Origin of the sequence: Mesorhizobium sp. M5C.F.Ca.IN.020.32.2.1 (assembly GCF_004023105.1) — a bacterium.
GTDB classification, from domain to species: Bacteria; Pseudomonadota; Alphaproteobacteria; order Rhizobiales; family Rhizobiaceae; genus Mesorhizobium; species Mesorhizobium wenxiniae.
Genome location: NZ_RZSX01001712.1, coordinates 1 through 396 on the forward strand (window position 1 = coordinate 1; position 396 = coordinate 396).

Consider the following 396-nt stretch of genomic DNA (forward strand, 5'->3'; position numbering starts at 1 on the left):
GGTGATCATCGAACCGGCCTCAGCTGTCTGCTCGGCATGCTTGCGGATCGCCGGCAGATAGCGCTTGGCCAGCCAACCGAAGGCGGTGACCCAGATCACCACCAGCACCGCCAGCCTGAGATCGAGGCCGGCGACCAGCACCAGCGTCGTCACCGTATAGACGATCATGAACCAGACGACCCCGATGAAGCTTTCCATCAAATCGCCGGTCGCCTGGCCCGCCTGCCAGACCTTGGTCGCGATGCGGCCGGCGAAATCGTTCTGGAAGAAGTCGTAGGATTGGCGCGAGACATGGCGGTGCGCCTGCCAGCGCACCAGATTGTAGAAGCCGGGGGTGATCGTCTGCTCGTCGACCAGCGCCGCCAAGCCGACGACGATGGTGCGGACGACCAGCAC

General features: G+C 64.1%; 1 pseudogene. It reads right to left on the reverse strand.

Annotated features, from left to right (window positions below):
- Positions 1–396: pseudogene (locus EOA86_RS38290) on the reverse strand (ABC transporter ATP-binding protein); the annotation flags it as partial.